Raw genomic sequence first — 21,491 nt, 5'->3', positions numbered from 1 at the left:
CGGCATGGTGGAAGCAGGCGGTACCTTGATGGGAGGAAGCACCACGATGACTCAGAACCAAACCGGCCGGGGACACGTCGTCGTTGTCTTCGGCTCGACAGGCAGGGCCGGCACCGGTGCCGTCCATGCATGCCTTGCAGAGCCCAGCGTGTCGGAGGTCCGGACCGTCACACGTCGGCCGCTGGGCGTGTCTCACGACAAGCTCAACGAGGTCATTTGCTCGGACTTCGCCAATCTGGGCGGCATTGCTCAGCAACTAAGGGGAGTGGACTGCTGCCTGTTTTGCCTCGGCACGTCGGTGAGGAACGTCAAGGGAGAAGACCAGTACCGCGAGATCCACGTGACCTACGCCCTGGCCGCCGCCCGCACGCTGCTCGCAGAGAGCCCTCACGCGAGCTTTGTCTACCTCTCGGGTGCGGGGACGAAGCGCACGTCCCGAATGATGTGGGCACGGGTGAAGGCCGAAGCCGAAGATGGGCTGGCGGAGTTGAAGCTGGCCCGCCACGTCAACGTGCGTCCGGCCGCCATTCTCCCGATGCAACCGACCGGCGCGACCCGCTGGCTCCTTGCGCCGCTTCTCAAGGTGATTCCGGCTCTGGGGATCAACTCGGTTGATCTCGGCCGGGCGATGCTTCGGGTCGGATTGGACAAGAGCTGGAACGGGAACCGCACGCTCGAGAACGAGGACCTCAAGGCGCTTCTGCGAGAGGGTCCGCAACGTTAGGCGGTTGAGCACTGAGGCCGAGCATCTCGCCAGCCTTGGCGTGCGTCAGCCGTCCCTCAGTAATCCGCTGGAAGACCTCGACGCGGTTCAAGGTGTACCTGGCGATCGGCACCACGCTCGAGGGCGAGAGGGCGTATGCGGCCCTCTGTCGCGTCATTGCTCCCCTCCTGCCCGAAGCCTCTACCGTAGCGTCCTCATGGTAACGGGAGCCCTGCTGACCTTGAAATGAACGGAGCGGATGGGAGATGAGTCTGGACAAACGCGCGCGGGCTCTGGGCCAGTCTCCCTCGAAGAAGAGCGCGGCGCCGCGAGACGACCTGCGCGTGCGCCGCACCCGTCTCATGCTGCGCGAGGCGCTGCTCGCGCTGTTGAAGGAGAAGGAGTTCGACTCCATCTCCGTCCGGGAACTCACCGCGCGCGCGAAGGTCCGCCGCAGCACGTTCTACCTGCACTACCAGGACAAGGACGCGTTCCTCACCCAGCTCATGAAGGAGATGCTCGACGAGTTCTCGCGGAAGGTGGATCCGGTCGAGGGCTCCTCCCAGGAGCCCATCTGGGACGCCATCATGCGTTGGTTTCAACATGCCGCGGCGCACGCGGAGCTGTACCACATCCTGTTGGGGCGCAGCGGGATGAGGGCCCACGCCATCCAGATGCGGGGCTACATCGAGAAGCTGATGCTTCCCATGTTGGAGGAACGCGTCCGGGCTCGGGACCATGCGATTCCAGCGGAGATCCAGAGCCGGTTCCTGGCCTCCGCGTTCATGGGCGTGCTGGAATGGTGGTTGGGACGGGGGCAGCCGCCCTATTCCGCCAAGGAGATGGGCCAATGGTTGTTGGCCCTCTCGGGCTCTTCCCTCCTCTTCGCGCCGGGCGAGGGCGTGCCTCAGTAGGCGCTCCAGGAGAGGAGTTCATTCTGGCCACTCGATGCGGACATCGTCACTGTCTGGATAGGCCACGCACGGCAACACACAGCCCTCGGCCTCGTCCTCCGGCGTGAGCCCCTCGAGGCTCTTCATCCTCACGCTCCCGCCGAGCTTCTTCATCTTGCAGGTGCCGCAATCCCCGATGCGGCAGGAGTAGGGCGCGCTGAGCGCGTGGGCCTCGGCCGCTTCGAGGATGGAGCGTCCTGGCTCCACGATGATGGGGATCTCCCGGGTGCCCCGGACGAGGACCACCCGGCGCACTTCGTTCGCCAGGTCCGTCAGGGTGCTGTTGACGACGAACTTCTCCGAGAACACCTGCGCCTTGGGCACGCCCACTCGCTCCAGGGCCTGGTGCACGTTCTCCATCAATCCACCCGGGCCACACAGGTAATAACTGGCCTCCTCGGGATGCCCACTGGTGAAGAGTGAGCACAGTTCGGCGGCGCGCTCCGGGGTGAGCAGTCCCACGGGCCCGTGGAGGGCCGGGTCCGCGTGCTCGAGCACGTGAGTGAGCTGGAACCGGGGGGCATGGCGTTTGCGCAGTTGCTCCAGCTCTTCCCGGAAGAGGATGTTGTCTGCATCGGGGTTGCAATCGATGAACGTCACCCGGCTACCAGGCTCGTGGTGCAACAGATTGCGGGCGAGCGCGTAGAGAGGGGTGACGCCGCTTCCGCCGCCAATCAGGACGAGGTGCCGGCGGCCGGCGGGCTCCGGTTCGCAGGTGAACTGGCCCGCGGGAGCGGAGAATGTGAGCGTGTCACCGGCCTTCACGGCCCCCGTGAGGAAGTTGGAGACGGGCCCGTTCTTCGTGCGCTTGACCCCGATGGCCAGTCCCTCGTCGAGCGAGGGGACACTGGTGAGCGAGTAGCAACGGAAGTACTTCTGTCCCGAGAGCTCCACCTCAAGCGTGAGATATTGCCCAGCGCGGTAGGGGATGGGGGTGAGCGTGGGCTCGAAGCGCAATTGCACGGCGTGCGGCGTGAGCCGGTCCACGGCCTTCACGGTGAGCCGCACCTGACCGGGTTGGGGAGCGGCACTCGGGGAGACGGACGGCACGGGCCGGGCGCGCGGCTTGGGCGTATACACCACGGACATGTGGCTGGCGCCGAGCATTCCGTAGGCGTGGGGCTCCAGGGAGGCCACGCGCAGGTCGGGGAAGCGCTCGTACAGGAGGGGAATGGCGACCTTGACCTCCAAGCGCGCGAGGGCGGCGCCAATGCAGCCATGCAGGCCGTGCCCGAAGGAGAAGTGTCCCTTGGGATTGCGCTCGGCGATGAAAGCGTCGGGCTGGTCGAAGCGGGTCTCGTCCCGGTTGGCCGAGCCCATGACGGGCAGGACGAGGCGCCCCGCGGGGATGACGGTTCCCGCCACCTCGATCTCCCGGGTACTGGTCCTGCCGATGGTCTGAACGGGAGCGCGGTAGCGCAGCACCTCCTCGGTCAGGGAGGGAAGGAGCTTGGGATTTGTCCTCACCTGCTCGATGACCTGGGGGTGCTCGCTCAAGGTGCGGACGATGTTGGTCAGCAGGTTCGTCGTGGTCTCATGGCCGCCGAGCAGCAGCAGGATGCCGAAGTCCACGAGCTCCCGGGTGGAGAGCTGCGCGCCCTGGTCGTGGGCCTGGACGAGACCACTCATCACGTCCTGACCGGGCGAGGCGCGCTTGCGCTCCAGCAGTTTCTCCACGTAGGCGGCCATGGCCCTCATGCCCTCGTACTTCGAGAGGGTCTTGTTGTCGCGCTCCGCCCGGGTCTCCTCGAGGATCTGGTCCGACCAATGGCGGAAGTCGTCCTGGTCCTCCACGGGAACGCCGAGGATCTCCGCGATGACCGTGGCGGGGATGGGACCCGAGAAGGTCTCGATCAGGTCCATTTCCCCCTCATGGCCGGCCTCGGCCCGATCGAGGACCCCGGTGACGATCTCGCGCACGCGGGGCTCCAGCCCCTGGACATAGCGCGGCGTGAAGACCTTCTGGATGAGCGAGCGCAGCTCGGTGTGCCGCGGCGCGTCCGAGAAGTTCATCGTGTCCGTGAAGTACGGCCGCTCCGGCGGAAAAGGCATCCGGGAGGAGAAGGAGGCGGGATCCGAGAAGACGCGCTGGACGTCGTTGTAGCGGAAGACATACCAGACACCGGTCTCCGGATCCTCCCACACGGGCTTGTCGCGGCGCATCTCCGCATACCAGGGATAGGGATTGAGGAGGAACTCTCGATGAGATTGCAAGGCTGTCTCTCGAAGCGGTGGCTGGCGAAGAAGCGCGTGGCGTCAGCGGGGAGGGCCCGCGCCATTCGTCAGCGGAGTGAGGACCCTGCTTTCTCATCGGGCCGGGACGCGGACAACGAACAGTCCCGCGAGGGGCGCCTCTTATCGGACACCTCCCCCCGGAGTGTCTCGCATCTCCAGCCCCTCGACGCGTATAGGCGGGATGGGAGCCGTGTTGAGGGAGAGGGCTGGAGCCGAGGGGTCGAGGAGGGCTGCTGAGGGCTACAGTTCAACGTGGAGCAGCAGGACTTCCTGCGCAGCCCTAACAGCCGGGTTTCACCCGGATCCACCGGCCGTAGTGATCGGAGTGGGTATAGAAGGGCCACTTGCGCACGCCGGTCGTCGTCTTCCACGCGGGAGCCCAGCCGCTGTAGGAGAGCTGGGCGGGCGCACAACCCCCAAAGGCCCCGGGCTTCCCCAGGAGCACGGTGTCGTAGTCCGCCTTCACTCCCGTGGCCATGCCATTGGGACCCGCGTCCACGGTGCCGCCCACCCAGTTGGACTGGAAACCAGCGGTCTCGTAGCCACCCATCACGGCGCTCATCACGGCATAGTCATAGGGCTCATGGAAAGACGTCTGGGCGGAGGCCTGCACCAGCAGCTGATAGCCTCGCGAGGCGCTGGTGTTGCTGGCGAAGTCCGAGTTGAAGTCGCCCCCGAAGAGGATGGCCGAGGGTGGATAGCTCGTCGTGTTGGCGTTCACCTGGTTGCGAATGTAGGCCAACGACTGCTTCATGTTGGAGATGCGCGAGGCGTCCGAGGCGGCGTCTCCCTCCAGGTGCCCCTTGTTCCCGTAGGTGAAGTGCGTGTCGAAGACATAGTAATACTTCCCCTCCTTGGCGAAGAGGGCGCCCCAGACCCCCTTCTCCTTGTGCACGTCGACCCCGTTCACATCGGTGAAGGGCTGGAGGGTGAACTGCTTCACCAGCGTGGTGCCGCTCTTGTAGAACATCACCAGGCCGCTGCAGTCGTTCTCGATATCCCAGGTGTCATCACAGTAATAGCCACTGGGGGTGAGCAGGGTGAAGCCGCGCGAGGCCATGTTCTGCTTGGGACCGTCCTCGATGATGTCGTCATAATCCCAGGCCTCCTGGTACAGGACGACGTCCGCGCACTTCGTCACCTTCCCCAGGCTCTGCTCCATCTCGTCCCCGAAGTCGTAGACGAAGGGCACGTTGTGGAAGATGTTGTAGGACGCCACCGAGAAGAAGCCCGAGTCACTGCACGTCTCGTTGAGCTGCCAGCCGGGTGTGAGGGACGGATTGAAGTACTCGTCCTCCTCCATCTCGTCGTACCAGGCCTTGGGGTTGTTCGAGTAATAGGCATCATACCCGGCCCACACCGGGCCCCCGAGCAGCAACGCCACCACCGCGGGCAGCAGGCGGTGATTTCCGTGGTTCTTGTGCGACTTCATGGGCTGGCTCCCCCGCGCGCCCGCGGTCGGTCCTACTGCAGGTGGTATTTCTCGAAAAGCTGCTGGTCGATCCCCGGCATGCGCTCGCGCAGCTGCTCCGGCGTGAGGCCCACGCGGGTCAGTTGTTCCAGGAGTCGATCTCGCTCCTGATTGAAGGCCCGCAGGCGCTCGTCCCGGTCCTGCTGCTCCAGCTGGTGCTCGAGGTAGCGCCGCGTGGTCTCGGGGCCCGCGTACTGCTCCAGGATGGCCTGTCGTTGTGCGGGCCCGAGAGCGCCCGCCGTCTCGTGGAGCCGCAAGGCGTTCTTCGCCAGGTCGAGCGGCTCCACCACCGAGGCCAGCGCGACGCCGTACTCCTGCTCGACGTGCTGGAGCGCGCCCTCGTAGGTGGCGATCCGCTGGGCGGGGGTCAGACCGGGGTCGTTGACGAGCGCGTCCACCTGGAGTGGCAGCCGCACCAGCTCGTCCGAGAGTCCGAAGAGCCGCCGCTCGACGTCCGGGCCCACCAGCTCCCGGCGCTCCTGCCGGAAGCGCTCGTAGGCCGCGTGGAACGCCTCGCGACTCGAAGCGGACGGATTCCCGAGGACATGCCGCGTGGCGGCCTCGTCCACCCGCTCCAGGGACTCCCAGAAGCGCGCCTGGGACGTCCCCTCGGGGAGCGAGAGCCGCTCCTGGAGCAGCGAGAAGAGCAGGTCCCGGCAGAACGCCTCGGCGTCGGGACCCGTGAGACCGAGCCGCTCCCGGTGGGCGGAGAGCTCCTCCACATGACGCCGCACGAGCCCACAGCGCCGCTCGAGGAGACCCTGGAGGAGGCGGCCCGGCGCCAGGGCGAAGTCTCCCCGCGAGGAGACACGCTCATAGCTTCGGCCCAGCGAGGCCCGGACCTTCGCCACCAGCACCCGCAGCTCGAGCTCCCGCGCATCGAGGCTCGCGGACGCGGTCGGCGCACCCCACGCGGTGGGGGAGGCCACACGGCTATCGGGTCCATCCGAGGTGGACGGAGTCTGGGGGACCACCGGGGAGTCGGCGGGAGACCGCCAGGTCACCCACCCCGCCAGGACCATTCCCACCAGGACGCCCAGAACCCTCACGTCCATCCGCATGGGAGCCCCCCAGATTTGAGAGCTCCCGGGCAGGTGGAGAGGGCCGCGGTGCCCGCTGTAGCCAATCCTAGCAGAGGGAGGGAGGTTAGCACGGCCTGGAGTGTGATGAGATGCGCGGGAGAGCATCCGGTTCATGGCGCGCCGATGGTCGGCGACCCTCCGGAGCCCTGGGGGCGCGCGATGATGTCGTCGAACAACAACAGCCACGAGCCGGTGAGGAACGAGTATCTGGACCAGGTGCGCGAGCAGCAGCAGCGCGTGGAGGTGGACCTGAAGGCGCGCAAGATGGTGGCGCCGGCGCAGATGCCGATGGGGCAGCGCGCCCGGGCACTCGCCATCGCGGCCCCTCGCGAGATTCCCGGCAACGCCGTGGACGTGCGCATCACCGGCTTCTGGCGGTGGAAGACGGTGGTGGTCCCCCCCAACGCCTATGTCGTGCACACCCGGCGCGGCCACACCCAGCCCCTGCACATCGGCCTGGGGGTGTCCTTCCGCTTCGACCCGGCGACGGACTCGTTCCTGGTCGTTCCGGGCGCCATGCAGACCATCCTCATCAACGCGCACTGCATCTGTCGCGAGCTGCAGGGGCTGCTGGTGCAGGGCTACGTGCAGTGGATCATCGAGGACTTCGCCACGGCCTACAAGAAGCTCGACTTCACGGACGCAGAGGAGCCCATGCGGGTGGTGAACGTGCAGCTGCGCGAGCAGGCCGAGGCGGCCATCAAGGACAAGGTGGCCACCATGAGCATCGACGCGGTGCTCTCGGACAAGCAGCCCATCATCGAGGAGCTGACGGCGCGGCTGCGCCACGTGGCCGAGGGCCTGGGCGGCGGCGACAAGGGCCTGGGTCTGCGCATCGTCACGGTGCAGGTGAAGGAGGCGGTGGTGAGCTCGGGACGGCTGTGGGAGAGCCTCCAGAAGCCCTTCCGGGCCGAGCGCGAGCGCGTGGCGCGGCTGGCCACGCTCGAGACGGAGGAGGCCATCGCCCACCGCGAGCAGGAGGTGGAGCAGGCGCGCGAGCGGATGCGGCTGGAGAGCGAGGGCGAGCTGGCGATGCTGCGCGCGCGCAAGGAGGCGGAGGCCTACGATCGGGAGCAGGCCGAGCGCATGCGGCGACAGCAGCGCGAGGAGGACGACGCCCGGAAGCTGGCCCTGGATCATCAGCAGACCGCCCTGCAGAACGCCGAGCTGGAGAAGGCGCGGCTGGCGGTGGAGGCGGAGCTGGCGAAGCTGAAGCAGGAGGTGGAGGCCGCGCAGCGCAAGCGCCAGGCCCTGGCGGCCATCGACGTGCTGGACACGGAGCGGGCGGCGGCCAACCGGCAGGCGCGCGCGGAGCTGGAGTTGCAGGACGACCGCCAGCGCATCCTCAACGGACTGACCCCGGCGAACCTCCAGGCGAGGCTGGTGGAGCTGCTGCCCGCCATCGCCGAGAAGCTGCCGCAGCCCCAGGAGCTGCGCTCGGTGACCATTGGCGGGGCCGCGGGCGCCCAGGAGGGTCAGGCGCTGAGCACGCTGGTGGCTCAGATGTTGGCGCTCGCGGGGGCGCTCAAGCCCGAGTCCGGGCGCCAGGAGCCCTGAGCTCTATCGGCTCGTGACACGAAGTTCAGTTGGAACCCTTGTCTGGCGCGCCTGGGGGCGCGATTCTCACGCCCGCGGGTCGCCGCCACTTCTCTGAACGAAAGGAAGTCCATGAAGAAGCTCCTGATGCCAATCACGATGCTGACCCTCGCGGCGTGCGGTGCACCCACTGAAGGGACGGATGACACAACGGGCGCCGTGGAGCAGGGCGCTGGCGGCTGCAACGGCAGCTGTGTCAACAAGAGCCCCATCACCACCGGCTGCGACAACGACTCCGTGGCGGTCTACAACCAGCAGGCCCCCATCTACGGGGCCGTCGGCTCCGCCGGGGGCAACGGCGCCTACCTCGGCTATGTCGAGCTGCGCTGGTCCGCCTGGTGTCAGGCCAACTGGGCCCGCGTCGTGGTGACGAACTCCGCCATGCGCGGCAAGAACGTCGAGGTGGTCCTCCAGGAGTACAACTACGGGGGACGCGTGTTGCAGTGGTTCACGGTTCCCAGCAATGCCCCCATCCCCTACTACATCTGGACCGGGATGTGGGACGGCCAGGTCGACATGCGCGGCTGCGGCTGGATTGAGTGGGCCAACCAGGCCAATTGCACGAACTGGGGCTGAGTCACCTCGTACGCGTAGGCGGGATGGGGGCCCTCTTGAGGGAGAGGGCTCTTCATTCAGTAGGCGATGCGGCGGTCCTCCGCTCGTGACAAACGCTCCAGCGCCAACGCTCCGCGTGCTCCAGCTGCCTGCTCGTCGGCGGGGAGGCGCGGTGTCCCGTGGCGTCCTGCCACACTCCCTCCGGTTCGAGGCAAAGCCCTGTGAATCCGGGTACCTGAAGGGCTCCACGCCGTCAGCCCTGGCGTTCCGCCACAGCAGGCCGTGGGCCCCCTGACGGACAGGCGCCAGAGCCCGCTGCATGGAAACGCCGCCATCCACTTCCACGGCCCCTACCCGGCATGTCAGCCGAAAAATATAGAACCGTCATTGGTGGGGCTTCATCCCTCACCAATGAGAGCTCACTTCATGAAATGGAAGTCTTTACTCCTGGGAGTACTGATGCTGGCGGCCTGCCAGGAATCAGCGACTCCTCCTCCCGCCGTGGACTCCTCTCAGATCACGGCATTCGTTGACAGCCCGCAGGGTGCCTGGACCTCGCAGACAGAGGCCATGACGTACACCCGCAGCTATCACACGGCGACGCTGCTACCCAATGGCAGACTCCTGGTCTCCGGAGGTTATGGAGGAGGAGTGGGCTCGACCTCCTCGTCCTACATGGCCAACGCGGAGGTGTATGACCCGACCGAGAAGCGGTGGCTGATCTGCCCGTACGGCATGAGCATCTACCGCGCGTGGCACACGGCGACGCTGCTGCCCAATGGCAAGGTCCTGGTCGCGGGGGGCTACGATGGGGCCGGCCCGGGCCGCACCGCGGACCTGTACGACCCCGCCACCAACATGTTCTCGGCCACCGGCGCCATGGCCATCAACCGTGAACAGCACACGGCGACGCTGCTGCCCAACGGCAAGGTGCTCGTGGCCGGCGGCCTGAGCTCCACCAGCCTCGCCATCGCCGAGCTGTATGACCCGGCCACGGGGACGTGGTCCTCGGCCGGCACCATGCCCAGCATCCACAGCCAGCACACGGCGACGCTGCTGCCCGACGGCAAGGTGCTGATCGTCGGGGGTTATGGCCAGGCCTCCATCTACTCCAGGGCGGCCGAGCTGTACGACCCCGCCACCAACACATGGTCCACCACGGGCGGCCTGAGGGTGGGCCGCCGCTACCACACGGCGACGCTGCTGCCCAACGGCAAGGTGCTCGTGGCCGGCGGCTACGATCCCACCGTCGCGCTCTCCAGCGCGGAACTGTACGACCCGGCCACCGGGACGTGGTCTCCGGCCGGCACGATGTCCGTTGTGCGCGCGGGCCACACGGCCGCGCTGCTGCCCAATGGCAAGGTGCTGCTGGTCGGCGGGTACAACACCATGAACTCCTCCGTCTATGAGACGGAGCTGTACGACCCCGAGACCGGGACGTGGACCCAGGGGCCCCCGCGCTCGGGAGGCGTGGGCGCGACCGCGACGGTGATGCCCGATGGGCAGGTGATGCTGGTCAACGGCTTCGCCGGGGCGCTGTACGAGCAGGGGGGAGCCGCTCGGAAGCCCGCGGGGAGCATGACGGCCGCTCGTGCCTCGTCCACGGCGACGCTGCTGCCGGATGGCCAGGTGCTGGTGGTGGGAGGCCAGGGGGATAGCGGGGCCCTCGCCTCCGCCGAGCGCGTGGATCCGGCATCCGGGACCTGGAGCTCCGCTGGCACGATGTCCGAGCCGCGCCAGTTCCATACGACGACGCTCCTGCCCGATGGCCGGGTGCTGGTGTCTGGCGGCTCCGGCGCCTCCCAGGCGTCGCTCGCCTCGGTGGAGCTGTACGATCCCACCTCGGTGACCTGGTCCTCGACGGGCGCCCTGGCCGAGCCGCGCTCGCGGCACACGGCGACGCTGCTGAACGACGGCCGGGTGATGGTGGTCGGCGGCAGGAGCGGCACGGGGACGCCCCTGGCCTCGGTGGAGCTGTATGACCCCGAAACGGGAACCTGGAGCCCCACGGGCCCGCTGGCCGTGGCCCGCGAGGGACACATCGCGGTGAAGCTGTCCACGGGCAAGGTGCTGGTGGCCGCGGGCACGGGTGCCTCCGGCGCCCTGACCTCGGCGGAGCTGTATGATCCAGCCGCTGGGACCTGGAGCACCGTGACGGGCCTGACCACGGCACGCACGGGGGCCACGGCGGCGCTGCTGCCCAATGGCATGGTGCTGGTGGCCTCGGGACAGGACTCGGCGGGAGGGCTGCTCGCCTCGGCGGAGCGGTACGATCCCCAGTTCAACAAGTGGTACGCCGCGGGCACCCTGGCGGCGGGACGTGTCCAGGCGGTGGCGACGAGCCTCCTCGATGGCCGGGTGATGGTGAGTGGTGGCTACCAGCAGGCGACCGGCCCGGGGCTCACGTCCGTGGAGCTCTACGACGCGAAGACGGGCACCTGGGGGACGAGCCCGGCCTCGCTGGCGGCGGGCAGGTCCTCTCATGCCGCTGTGCTGCTGCCCGATGGCCAGGTGCTCGTCGTGGGAGGCGCGGTGGGAAGCTCCGTCCTCGCCTCGGCCGAGCTCTTCGACGGCGTGGTGACGAACGGCGCCTGGCGCCCCACCGTCTCCCTGCCCGACACCGTCATCCAGGGAATGCCCTTCACCGTGAGTGGCACGGGCCTGCGTGGCATCTCCGAGGCCTGTTCGGGCACCAGCGGTTCCTCGCCCTCCAACACCCCGGTCGTGCGGCTCATCCCGGTGGGCGGTGGTGCCATCACGCGCCTGGGGCTCTCCAGCATCTCGAGCACGTCGCTGAGCGCCGTCATGCCCCTGCTGAAGTCGGACCACTACCTGCTGTCGGTGAGCGTGAACGGCATCACGGGCGGGCGGGTGATCCGGGTCGGTCCGGGCCCCGTGTCGGCGAAGGATCTGGCGTTCACGACGGCCGAGGACACGGCGTGGGCGGTGACGCTGTCGGCCAGGAGTCATGATGGCAGCCCCCTCACCTACACGGTGGTGTCCAACCCGGCGCACGGAACGCTCTCCGGGACCGCGCCCGACCTGACGTACACCCCGGCGGCCAACTACAACGGCAGCGACTCGTTCACGTACCAGGCCAGTGATGGGACCAACGTCTCCAACGTGGCCACCGTCGCCCTGACGGTGACGTCCGTGCCCGATGCGCCGGTGGCGCAGAACGTCACCGTCGTGGCCGGAGCGAGCGCGGCCACCCCGGTGGGCCTGGTGGCCTCGGATGGGGATTCCAACACGCTCACCTACACGGTGGTGTCCAACCCGGCGCACGGGACGCTCTCCGGCTCCGGCTCCATCCTCACGTACAACCCGGCGAGCGGTTACACCGGCTCCGACACTTTCACGTACAAGGCGAGTGATGGGACGCTCGAGTCCGGAGTGGCCACGGTGACCCTCTACATCTCCAGCGTGGCCAGCGCGAGCTACGACACCACGCTCAAGGCCCCCCGGTGCTCCAGCCCGGCGGGGGCTTGCGATTCGGGAACGCTGCTCAACGGCATCGGCAACGTCGGCCCCGAGCCGAACCGGCCCAACACCCTCGCCGGCAGCCCGTGCACCGATGGTGTCATCACCGGCACCTACCACTATTACGTCGCGTCGCTGGACCGGCTGAAGGTGTCGACGCTGGACGGCTCGGCGCTCGCACCGGGCAAGACGGCGAAGATCGAGGCCACGGTCTGGTCCGTCAGCCTGGGCAACGAGAAGCTGGACCTGTACTACAGCGCCAGCACCACCAGCCCGAGCTGGATCTACATCGGCACGGTGTCACCGACGGCGCGGGACGCGCAGGTGCTCTCGCTGACGTACACGCTCCCATCCGGCTCGCAGCAGGCGGTGCGCGGCGTCTTCCGCTACGGAGGCTCCCCGTCGACGTGCGTCACGAGCAACTACAACGACTATGACGACCTGGTCTTCCCCGTCACCACCAGCACCGCGGACGTCATGCCGCCCACGGTGTCCCTCACGGCGCCGGGCGCGGGCACGACGCTGAGCGGGAGCGTCAACGTGACGGCCAGCGCTTCGGACAACGTGGGGGTCAACCGGGTGGCGTTCTACGCCGGCTCCACGCTGCTCGGCACCGTCTACTATGCGCCGTACCAGGTGAGCTGGGACACCACGGCCGTGGCCAACGGGAGCTACACCCTCTCCGCCCGGGCCTATGACTCGGCTGGCAACATCGGCTACAGCTCGAACGTCACGGTCACGGTGAACAACGCCGTCATTCCCCCGGGCCCCACGGCCACCTACAACGCCACGTTGAAGGCGCCCCAGTGCGCCACGCCCGGGCCCTCGTGCGACTCGGGCACGTTGATCAACGGCCGGGCCCAGCTCGGCCCCGAGCCCAACCAGCCCAACACCCTCGGCGGCACGTGCGCCGATGGCACCGGCGGCAGCTACCACAGCGACGAGTCGTTGGACCGGCTGCGGGTGGGCACGGAGGATGGCTCGGCCATGGCGCCGGGCAAGACGGTGAAGATCGAGGCCACCGCCTGGGTGTACTCGAGCTACAACTCGGACAAGCTGGACCTGTACTACGCCGCCGACGCGAGCAACCCGAGCTGGGTGTACATCGGGACGATCACCCCCACGGCGAGCGGGAGCCGGGTGCTCTCGGCGACGTACACGCTCCCGGCGGGCACGATGCAGGCGGTGCGTGGCGTCTTCCGCTACGGAGGCAGCGCGAGCTCCTGCCCCGTCGGGAGCTTCACCGACGTGGATGACCTCGTCTTCGCCACGCAGTAACGGTCACTGAGGCCCGGAGACGGGCGTCCCCGGGGCCCGCGTGGCCCCGGGGGTTCAGCCCGCGTCAGGCCCACGTCCGGCGCGGAGGCGGTAACGAATCGGCCGCGCGCCGGGGTGATGGCGCGCGCCCGTCGTCGGGGGCTCCCCCAGCGTTCAGCCTTCGGTGCGTGGAAATTTGTCCGCGCGGCCGTCGTCATACAGCACGGTCAGCCCGGTCACCTTGCCGGAGGCATCCTTTTCGATGCGGAGGCGGAGGATGTCCATGCCGTCATCGAGCATGAGGGTGTCCGCAGTCATTGGAACCACCCGGACCTTCATCCCGGTTTGCTTCCGCTCGTACCAGAGCGAGCCGTTCTCATAGCGCAGCGTGCGCGGCCCATAGCCCCCCCCCGCGAAGCTCTTCAGCACCTCGGCGGTCAGCGTCACTGGGCGAGCCATCGCCTCCACCTTCTGAAGGGACCACGACAGCCGCTGCTTCCGCGCGTCGTCCTTGGCCTGGTTCTGCAGCTTCTTCAGCGCATCCAGGTGGGCCGCTTCGAGCGCCTTGTCCGCTGGGACCTGGATGTCCGGAGCGATGCCCGTGCCCTCCCAGTTGGTGCCGGTGATGGGATTCACCGCGCGGCCAAAGGGAACGAAGGCCAGCAGGTGCACGTCCGCCAGGAAGTGGGCATTGACCGGATGGGCGCCGCCACCCGTCGTCTCGCCCACGATGGTGGCACGCTTGAGGTTCTTCAGGTCGTAAGTGAACTCCTCGGCCGCTGAGAACGTGCGCTGGCTGGTGAGCACGTAGACGGGGACATCGGTCATCCGCTTGCCGGCCACGTGGGCCGAGGTCCAGAACTGCTGCGTGACGTTCCCCTTGCGGATGTAGAAGTTGTTGAGGTGCGTCGGCTGGTCGAAGAAGTAGCTGGTGATGAGCTGCACCATCGACGGATCGCCACCACCGTTCTTGCGCAGGTCGATGATCACCGCATCGGAGTTGCTCAGGAAGTTCATGGCGGAGATGGCCGTCTCTCCGGCGAGCTCCGCGCCAACGAAGCCGCGCAGGTCGAGGTAGCCCACGTTGCCTGCCAGCCGCTCGACCTTCTCGAAGCCGAAGTTCACGGAGGCCAGCTCGCGGCGGAGCTTCTCGCGGGTGGCGGGACTGGGCGGTCCGCTGGAGTCCAGCTCCGGGGGCTGTGAGGGCGCGTAGCGGACGCCCAGGTGCTTGTCCTTGCTCACCTCCCGAAGGTCGCGGGTCAGCACCTCCGCCAGCTCGGCTGAGTTGGCGATCTTGTCGTAAGCGCCCGCCTTCAGCTTCTGGCGGATGCCTGCTTCCATCTTCTTGGCCACATCCGGGAAGACGTAGTGCTCATTCAGCGCCGCCGAGACGCGATCCACGATCTTCGCGCGCATTGCCGCGTCCACCGGCTCGCCCGGGCCGGACCGTGGTTGGGCCTGAGAGGCGCCTGTGAGCAACAGGGCTGCTGACAACACCGCACCCATCCATCCACGCAACCCGCCGCTCGAGAGGGTGTCAAAGAACTTGAGCCCGAGAGGGTGTCAAAGAACTTGAGCCGCACGACCCGGCACGACACGCGGTGGGAAGGAGAAGAGAGGAAAGCGCGCCGAGAAATCCCCCCGTCTCCACCGCTCCGCCGCCTCTCGGAACACCGCGACAAAGGCCCGGTACTGCTCGCGTAGCTCCTTCAATGCCTGGCGCGTGGAGGCATGCCCCACTGGCCGCGGGCTGCGCTTGAGGTGCTCGGGCCGGGTATGAGGGTGCTGTGCTCGCACAGCCCGTTCCCCCAACGCAGGCGTACCCCGTCCTCGGGCTTCGGCTTCCACCTCCTCCAGAAGGTTTCGCACCGCCCGCTGCCTCTCCTCCTCTCCCAGTCCTTTCCAACACGGCAGGGGCGCCACCTCCAACTCCACTGGCTCGGCCCACTCCTCGGCGAAGCGCCCCTCCCCCGCGGTCATGTCCTCGCTGCCCCGTTTGCTCCAGCGCTTCGTCCAGTTGAACCACCGGAACAGCCGCCGCGCCGGTCCCAACAACTGCGGCAGACACGTGAGGCCCGGCCACTCGGTGCACTTCTCCACCAACCCCTCCTTCACCCCATGGGCCAACACGTAGCGCAGCCGTCCCACCAATGCCTCGTCGTCCAGCACCGGCTCCGCCGAGTAGCGCCTCTCCCAGAAGCCTCCACTCCAGTCCACCAACTGCCCCACCTTCCTGGAGAGGTTGGCGCGCAGGTACTGCATGAAGCTGGCAAGCGCCGCTCCCCGAGCCCACACCAACAGGTGGAAGTGGTTGGAGGCGAAGGTGAAGGCATGCAGCCTCACGCAGCCGGCGCTCTGCTGCACGGCTCTCGCCAGCACTCCCCCCACCACCTCGTTCATCTCCGCGCCAGGTCGTAGCAGCAGCCTTCCCTGGAAGCACCTGGACGTGACGAAGTAGTAGCCCTCCTCCTGGAACATCCTCAGCGGCCAGCCCATCCCTCTCCCTCCATACCGTACCGGCCGCGAGGTCAATGCACTCCGCAGGCCATCCGCAAGTCCTTGGAAAGACTTGGAGGCCGCGAGATTCACCCGTCCACGCCGAGTCTCGTTCGCGTTCGCGTCCCGCTTATCGAGTTCTTTGACACCACCTCGGAGTTCTTTGACACCACCTCGGACACCACCTCGCCACCTCCGGCCATTGCGCGCCATCACCGCATAGGTGAAGGCGAAGGGGATGGGCCCCAACCACAAGGGGACGACCGCCCGGAAGCCGAGGGCTTCAGGCCCACGGGTGGCTCGCCCTGGTACTCGTGGAAGGCCTTGTCACTGAGCGTCGCTCGCGAATCTCGAAATGGGTTGAATTCATCACCTCCACGCCCGTCTCTTGCGGCCGCACTCAACACCTCCGCCGATGCACGGCGGACATCCGCTCCGAGGGGGGCACCCTTGCAATCTTGTGTTTCGAGAATCCTTTCCTGCTGCCTGACGGTGTGCCTCACGCTCGCCGTGCTGCTGCCCGCGTCCGCCCTGGCGATGGACGGCGCGGCCTTCGAGCAGCTCCACGCGCGCGTGAAGAAGGAGGGCCTCTCCGATGCGAAGATCACCGTCCTGAAGACCGCGGCCTCCACCAACACCTTCACCTGCGAGCAGGTAGCGCGTCTGGCCAGCCAGTTCTCCTTCGGCGATGACAAGCTCGAGGCGCTCTCGGCGCTCAAGGGGCGCATCGAGGATCCAGAGAACAAGGCCAGGCTCGTCAACCTCTTCAGCTTCGACGACGAGAAGGCGAAGGCCGAGCAGCTCCTGGCCGACCTCCAGAGGGCCACGCCCGCCCCCTCCAGCGCCGCGCCGGCCCCCGGCAGCGCGTCCGCCCTCGGCGGCACCGGCGAGACGACGCCGCTGCTGGTGAACCAGGTGGGTGCCTGGCCGGATGCGGACGCCCGCGCGCTCGTCGCGGCGCTCAAGAAGGAGCGCTTCACCGATGACAAGATGAACGTGCTCAAGACGGCCATCGCCAGCCGTCCCGAGGGCTTCACCTCCGCGCAGATTCAGCAGCTCGTCCCGATCTTCACCTTCAGCGACGACATGGTGAAGGCGGTGACGCTGATGGACGAGCACATGCTCGGCATGACGTCACGCGAGGTGCTCGGGGTGCTGGGCAAGTACTCCTTCAGCGATGACAAGCTGAAGGTGCTGCGCGTGCTCAAGGACGCCATCACCGATGCGGAGAACAAGTTCATCATCCTCGACGGCTTCACCTTCGGTAACGACAAGGAGGAGGCGCGCAGGATTCTCGAGACCATCAAGCCGCGCAGCCCGGTGTACGGCACCATCCGCAGCAAGCGCGTCATCTTCGTGGTGGACGTCTCCGGCAGCATGGAGGCGCGCTTCACCACCAACCGTGGCGAGACGCTCAACCGGCTCCAGTTCGTGCAGCGCGAGCTGCAGTCCGTGCTGAAGGAGCAGCTCCCGGCGGACGCGAAGTTCAACCTCGTCATCTTCTCCTCGGGCGTGCAGACGTGGAAGCCCGGGCTCATCGCGGCCACTCCGCAGTCGGTGCAGGAGGCGGTGCAGTACGTGAGCGGGCTGCGCCAGAACGGCGGCACCAACATCCACGGCGCGCTGGAGAAGGCGTTCGCCGACCCCGAAGCGGACTCCATCTACTTCCTCACCGATGGCATGCCGTCGGAGGGCAAGAAGACGGCCAACGCGGCCATCCTCCAGGACGTGGCCGCCTGGAACGCCCAGCGCAAGGCGGTGGTGAACACCATCGCCTTCCTGATGGGCAAGACCAGCGGTGACAACAAGCCCAAGTCGCGCGAGCTGATGCTCCAGCTGGCCAAGGCCACCGGCGGCGTCTACCGCTCCATCGAGTAGAGCGCGCCGCGCCCATGGGGCGGACCCGAGCAAGGCAGCTCGACCGTGAAGGTGGAGCCGGCTCCCGGGCGGCTCTCCACCCGGATGCTCCCACCCAGGGACTCCACGATGCAGCGGGTGATGTAGAGCCCCAGTCCCAGGCCTCCGGCGTGCCGTTCCGAGGTAGCCCGCTCGAACTTGCCGAACTTGTCGAAGAGATGCGCCTGGGCCTCTGGCGGGATGCCGATGCCCTCGTCGCGCACCACCAGGCGCGCGAGGTCTCCCTCCAGCGCTGCGCGGACGAGAATGGGACGGCCGGCGCCGTAGCGGATGGCGTTGGAGAGCAGGTTGGTGACGACCTGCTCCAGCCGCAGCCGATCCCACCTTCCGGGCACTGGCGCCTCCCGCTCCACCCGCAGCTCCGAGCCCGCCCGCGCCGCCTCGGGGACGAACCAGTCCGCCACCTCGCGCAGCACCTCACCCAGATCCGTCTCCTCCAGCCGCAGGGCCAGCTCCCCCTGGGAGATGCGGGTGATGTCGAGCAGCATGTTGATGAGCGTGGTCAGCTTGTGCACCTGTCGCTGGGCCATGTCCAGGTGGTGTTGGAACCGGGCCGCCCAGGCATCTCCCGCCCACTGCGGGAACTCGCGAGACAGGGCGGTGAGCTTGAGGCTCAGGGGAGTGAGCGGTGTCTTCAGCTCATGGGAGGCCACCGAGAGGAACTCGTCGCGCAGCTTCACCGCGTGCCGGGCCTCGCGGTACAGGCACGCGTTGTCCAACGCGAGCGCGGCCCGGCGCGCCAACTCCTCGGCCAGCGGTAGGGTCTCCGGGCCGAAATGGCGGCCCGAGCGGCAATACATGAAGGTGAGCGCCCCGAAGGTGCGGCCCCGGGCATGCAGCGGCACGGTCAGCACGGAGGTGATGTGGACCCTGCGCAGGAGCGCCAGGGCCGTGGCATTGGGGGCGTAGCGGACGATCATGTCGTCGGTGACGTGGGGCAGCAGCGCTGTCTTCCCGGTCCGGATGACGGACCCCGGTCCGCTGGGCGAATCGAGCCGCAACACCCCGCTCCGGCCCACCTCGTGGAGGAGCTCCACCTGCGCCGGGTCCACGTGGTGCGCCGCCATGCGGCGAAGGGTGCCGTCCGGCTCGACGACATCCAGCATGCAGGCATCCCCGAGCTCGGGCACGGCTTTGCGCACCACCTGGGTGAGCGTGACCTCGTAGTCGAGCGTGCTGCCGGAGAGCTCGCCCACCGAGGCCAGGAAGGCCTGATGCAGCTCGGTGCGCTTGCGCTCGGTGATGTCCATGAAGCTCGCCACCACCGCCCGCAGCACTCCCTGGCTGTCCCGGACGGGCCCGGCGTTGAGGTGCAGGGTCCGACAGGAGCCGTCGGGCTGGCGGTAGAGCAGCTCCACCCCCGTCTGGGCCTTCCCGGTGGCCAGGACGTGGGTAATCGGATACTCCTCCGCGGTATAGGGGCGCCCGTCCGGGTGGATGGCGTGGTAGTGGGCGAACTCCCTCGAGCTCTGGACCTTGAGCAAGGGGTATCCGAGGAGCTGCTCGGCCTCGGCATTGGCGAGCAGCGTCCGTCCCGAGGGTGCTTCGGCGACATATAATCCGCACGGCAACTGCTGAAGGATGGCCTCCAGACGGCAGCGCTCCGCCTCCACCTCTGCCAGCAGCCGCTCCCGCTCCTGCTCGGCGTGCTTGAGCGTGGTGATGTCGGTGATGAATCCCTCCAAGATGGGGTGCGTGCTCCCTGGCACCTGGATTTCCACCCCGCGCCCCCACACCCACCGCTCCTCTCCGGTACGTGTTCGCAGCCGGTAGGTGAGGGTAAAGGGCTTTCGGGCACTGACAGCTGTCTGGACGTCTTCCCACACCCGAGGGATGTCGTCGGGGTGGACGATGTCCTCCCAGAGCACGCGCCGCGCGAGGAAGTCCTCGGAGTTGTAGCCGGTGAGCGGGAGGGCTCCCTCACTGACGTAGACCAGGGGGTAATCGGACTCGTTGAGACAGCGGTAGACCATCACTGGCAGGTTTCCCAGCAGGGTATTCAGCACGCGCTCCCGCTCATGCGCGGCCGCCTCGATACAGTCGACCCGGGCGAGTGCCGACCGCGCTGCCTGCTCGCGCCGGTGGAGCCCGATGCACATTCCCACCTTGGCGCGGAGGAGGTCCGGGGGAATGGGCTCGAACAGGCAGTCCACCAGCTCCAGCCCCCGGTCCCAGCTCGGGTCCGATTGGCCATAGGCGCTCGCTCCGAGGAGGAGGAGGAGGGGGATGTGCCGGGCGCGTTCGTGACCACGCAGGCGATGGGCCACCTTGAATCCCGCGGCCCGGTCGCGGCGCGCATCGACGAGGAGGCAGGCGGGCTCCTGGTCGAGCAGGCCCAGGAGCGCTTCGCTCCAGGGGACGACCTTGAGCACCGGTTGGTCCAGGGGGGCCAGCATGGCCTCCAGGTCAGCCGTCTCCGCCAGGGACAACCCCACGAGCAGGAGTGGGACCCGTGCCTCCTCTGGACGGGTTCTTCTGTCCTCAAGCAGGGACCTTGTCATGCTTTGGGGTCCGGTGTGCGGTTGGGCTCCCCACATCCCCTCTCCTCCCTCCTCTTAACTTGCGCCAGGGAGGGTGATTGGCCAAGCGAGGGCACACCCATGGCCGTCCAGGCTGATGGGAGGAGGAGTGTTCAAGGAGGGGACTGTCATCGGTGCACTGGACGGGAGAAATCTTCGCAACCAGTCCCGTTGGCCCCCCCTCCTCCTTTGCTCGGGCTGCTCCTCGCCTGCTCGCTTGCTCGCCTCGAAAACAAGGACATCCTCGGCCTCGATGTCCTCATGGACATGGGATGGATCGCGACCTACGGCTCGCGAGAGAAGATGCCGGTGCAGATCAGCTTCTTGTCCGAGGGTGGTTCGGGTGCGCCGGCGCCAGACCTGTCGATCGAGGTCGACGACCTGGAAGCGGTCCTCGGCCGAGTGAAGAAGGCAAACATCCCTGTCGAGTATGGCCCGGTCGACGAGCCCTGGGGCGTGCGCCGGTTCTTCGTGCGCGATCCGTTCGGCAAGTTGGTGAACATCCTCGCTCACGCGGAATGAACGCAGGAGCCTGTGCGAACCGGGAGACCTGGGGCCTGAGCGTCGCGTCTAGGCGGGATGGGGGCGCTGTTGAGGGAGAGGGCTGGAGCCGAGGGGTCGAGAAGGGCTGCTGACGGGGTGCCACGCGGGCTGTGGGCCGGGCCGGTGGAGAGGCGGTGCAGCCCCGTTGGTACACGCGCTCGCGCGGTGCCAGCACACATGGGTGCGCCGAAACCCTGGACGTCGGATCGTTCTCACTCATCGTGCCACCTCCCTCGTGTTTCAGCCCAGGCCCTGGAGGAAGGCGACGCTGGGGGCGAAGAAGTAGTCTCCCCCCCTGAGCTTGATGACGTCGCTGAAATCGAAGCCAATGGTTTCGTCCAGGTTTCCGTATGTCTTGCACCACAGCGGACCGTCTGGCACCTGCGTCCCCTGGCCAATCACCCCATCCAATCCACCGTTCATCTTGACGAAGTGGATCGAGTTGGCCCAGGCGGATTGGATGAACTCGAGGATGTGGGCGTGGAATGGGCAGCGGGCTCCCCCGGTGTCCTGCTCGTAGTCGAAGTCGATGCGTTGCCTCGGCTCGATCGTCCCTCCGCGCGCCGTCCGCCAGGTGCGAGTCTTCCAATCGAAGACCCGGGCCAGGTGCGAGCCGGCGAACTGTTGTGGCCTCGATACGCTCGGCCGCGACATCGCCATGGCCCGTGTGTCCTGTCTTGGTAT

The 21,491-nt window shown here is 67.6% G+C and carries 14 protein-coding genes; 7 read left to right on the top strand and 7 right to left on the bottom strand.

Annotation, left to right across the window (positions count from 1 at the left end):
• Nucleotides 1–46 precede the first annotated feature (46 nt).
• Both JRI60_RS43845 and JRI60_RS43840 read left to right on the top strand, forming a co-directional pair.
• Entirely contained in the window at nucleotides 47–724 is a 678-nt protein-coding gene (locus tag JRI60_RS43845) for a hypothetical protein (RefSeq protein ID WP_204222021.1), read from the top strand.
• Nucleotides 725–969: 245 nt separating this feature from the next.
• A complete protein-coding gene (locus JRI60_RS43840) occupies nucleotides 970–1,617 on the top strand; it encodes a TetR/AcrR family transcriptional regulator (RefSeq protein WP_204222020.1) in 648 nt (215 codons plus the stop codon).
• Between the two features lie 18 nt (nucleotides 1,618–1,635).
• On the opposite strand, the gene JRI60_RS43835 is transcribed toward JRI60_RS43840, so the two are convergent.
• The 3 genes from JRI60_RS43835 to JRI60_RS43825 form a co-directional block, all read right to left on the bottom strand.
• Complete coding sequence (locus JRI60_RS43835) at nucleotides 1,636–3,870, bottom strand: cytochrome P450 (RefSeq protein WP_204222019.1); 2,235 nt, start codon at nucleotides 3,868–3,870, stop codon at nucleotides 1,636–1,638.
• A 301-nt stretch (nucleotides 3,871–4,171) separates the two neighbouring features.
• Nucleotides 4,172–5,323, bottom strand: a complete 1,152-nt coding sequence (locus tag JRI60_RS43830; protein WP_204222018.1) for an endonuclease — start codon at nucleotides 5,321–5,323, stop codon at nucleotides 4,172–4,174.
• A gap of 32 nt (nucleotides 5,324–5,355) precedes the next feature.
• A complete protein-coding gene (locus JRI60_RS43825; RefSeq protein WP_204222017.1) occupies nucleotides 5,356–6,423 on the bottom strand; it encodes a lipase secretion chaperone in 1,068 nt (355 codons plus the stop codon).
• 180 nt (nucleotides 6,424–6,603) lie between these two features.
• On the opposite strand from JRI60_RS43825, the gene JRI60_RS43820 reads away from it, so the two are divergent.
• The 3 genes from JRI60_RS43820 to JRI60_RS43810 all read left to right on the top strand — a co-directional run bounded on the left by JRI60_RS43820 (nucleotide 6,604) and on the right by JRI60_RS43810 (nucleotide 13,353).
• Entirely contained in the window at nucleotides 6,604–8,001 is a 1,398-nt protein-coding gene (locus JRI60_RS43820; protein ID WP_204222016.1) for an SPFH domain-containing protein, read from the top strand.
• Between the two features lie 111 nt (nucleotides 8,002–8,112).
• Nucleotides 8,113–8,616 carry a DUF2690 domain-containing protein gene (locus JRI60_RS43815; protein ID WP_204222015.1) on the top strand — a complete coding sequence of 168 codons (504 nt, stop codon included), beginning with the start codon at nucleotides 8,113–8,115 and terminating at the stop codon, nucleotides 8,614–8,616.
• Nucleotides 8,617–9,165: 549 nt separating this feature from the next.
• A complete protein-coding gene (locus JRI60_RS43810; protein ID WP_204222014.1) occupies nucleotides 9,166–13,353 on the top strand; it encodes a kelch repeat-containing protein in 4,188 nt (1,395 codons plus the stop codon).
• Nucleotides 13,354–13,506: 153 nt separating this feature from the next.
• Here JRI60_RS43810 and JRI60_RS43805 read toward each other — a convergent pair whose 3' ends face one another.
• Both JRI60_RS43805 and JRI60_RS43800 read right to left on the bottom strand, forming a co-directional pair.
• The gene (locus JRI60_RS43805) at nucleotides 13,507–14,748 is read right to left on the bottom strand and encodes a S41 family peptidase (protein ID WP_204222013.1); all 1,242 of its coding nucleotides are present in this window, start codon (nucleotides 14,746–14,748) and stop codon (nucleotides 13,507–13,509) included.
• Nucleotides 14,749–14,895: 147 nt separating this feature from the next.
• Nucleotides 14,896–15,828 (bottom strand): transposase, encoded by a 933-nt coding sequence (locus tag JRI60_RS43800; protein ID WP_204222012.1) that lies wholly within the window; start codon nucleotides 15,826–15,828, stop codon nucleotides 14,896–14,898.
• A 492-nt stretch (nucleotides 15,829–16,320) separates the two neighbouring features.
• Here JRI60_RS43800 and JRI60_RS43795 point away from each other — a divergent pair, with 492 nt between their 5' ends.
• Nucleotides 16,321–17,706, top strand: a complete 1,386-nt coding sequence (locus JRI60_RS43795; protein ID WP_204222011.1) for a DUF4476 domain-containing protein — start codon at nucleotides 16,321–16,323, stop codon at nucleotides 17,704–17,706.
• Here the strand turns inward: JRI60_RS43795 and JRI60_RS43790 are convergent.
• On the bottom strand, nucleotides 17,688–19,844 hold the full coding sequence (locus tag JRI60_RS43790; RefSeq protein WP_430384424.1) for an ATP-binding protein: 2,157 nt from the start codon (nucleotides 19,842–19,844) through the stop codon (nucleotides 17,688–17,690). The two genes, JRI60_RS43795 and JRI60_RS43790, sit on opposite strands and share 19 nt — an antisense overlap.
• Nucleotides 19,845–20,453: 609 nt before the next feature.
• On the opposite strand from JRI60_RS43790, the gene JRI60_RS43785 reads away from it, so the two are divergent.
• On the top strand, nucleotides 20,454–20,786 hold the full coding sequence (locus JRI60_RS43785; protein WP_239470070.1) for a VOC family protein: 333 nt from the start codon (nucleotides 20,454–20,456) through the stop codon (nucleotides 20,784–20,786).
• 261 nt (nucleotides 20,787–21,047) lie between these two features.
• Here JRI60_RS43785 and JRI60_RS43780 read toward each other — a convergent pair whose 3' ends face one another.
• Entirely contained in the window at nucleotides 21,048–21,467 is a 420-nt protein-coding gene (locus tag JRI60_RS43780) for a hypothetical protein (RefSeq protein WP_204222009.1), read from the bottom strand.
• Nucleotides 21,468–21,491 lie beyond the last annotated feature (24 nt).

Origin of the sequence: Archangium violaceum, from assembly GCF_016887565.1 — a bacterium.
GTDB classification, from domain to species: domain Bacteria; phylum Myxococcota; class Myxococcia; order Myxococcales; family Myxococcaceae; genus Archangium; species Archangium violaceum_B.
The sequence above is the reverse complement of the archived record's forward strand: the minus strand, read 5'-3'. Positions and strand labels throughout refer to the sequence as shown.